The sequence below is a fragment of the Lyngbya sp. CCY1209 genome, from assembly GCF_055795065.1.
The window spans coordinates 1-209 of sequence record NZ_JAYFER010000341.1 but is presented as its reverse complement, the minus strand read 5'-3'; the positions used below and the strand labels follow the sequence as shown (position 1 = coordinate 209).

The window sequence follows — 209 nt, the reverse complement described above, 5'->3', positions numbered from 1 at the left end:
GGATATTACGTCCTTGATGCCGACATTGCCAAATGTTTCGACCAGATTGACCATGATTACCTGCTATCCAAACTTCAATGTCCAACGACCATTAGGCGCAATATCAGACAATGGTTAAAAGCCGGGGTTATGGACAATGGTGTATTTGACGACACAAAAGCCGGGACACCTCAAGGAGGGGTAATAAGTCCACTCCTCGCCAACATCGC

General features: G+C 46.9%; 1 protein-coding gene. It reads left to right on the top strand.

The features are described 5' to 3' along the window. Positions 1-209 (top strand): reverse transcriptase domain-containing protein (locus tag AC0QHF_RS09735; protein ID WP_324704010.1); only part of this gene is annotated, 209 nt, incomplete at both ends.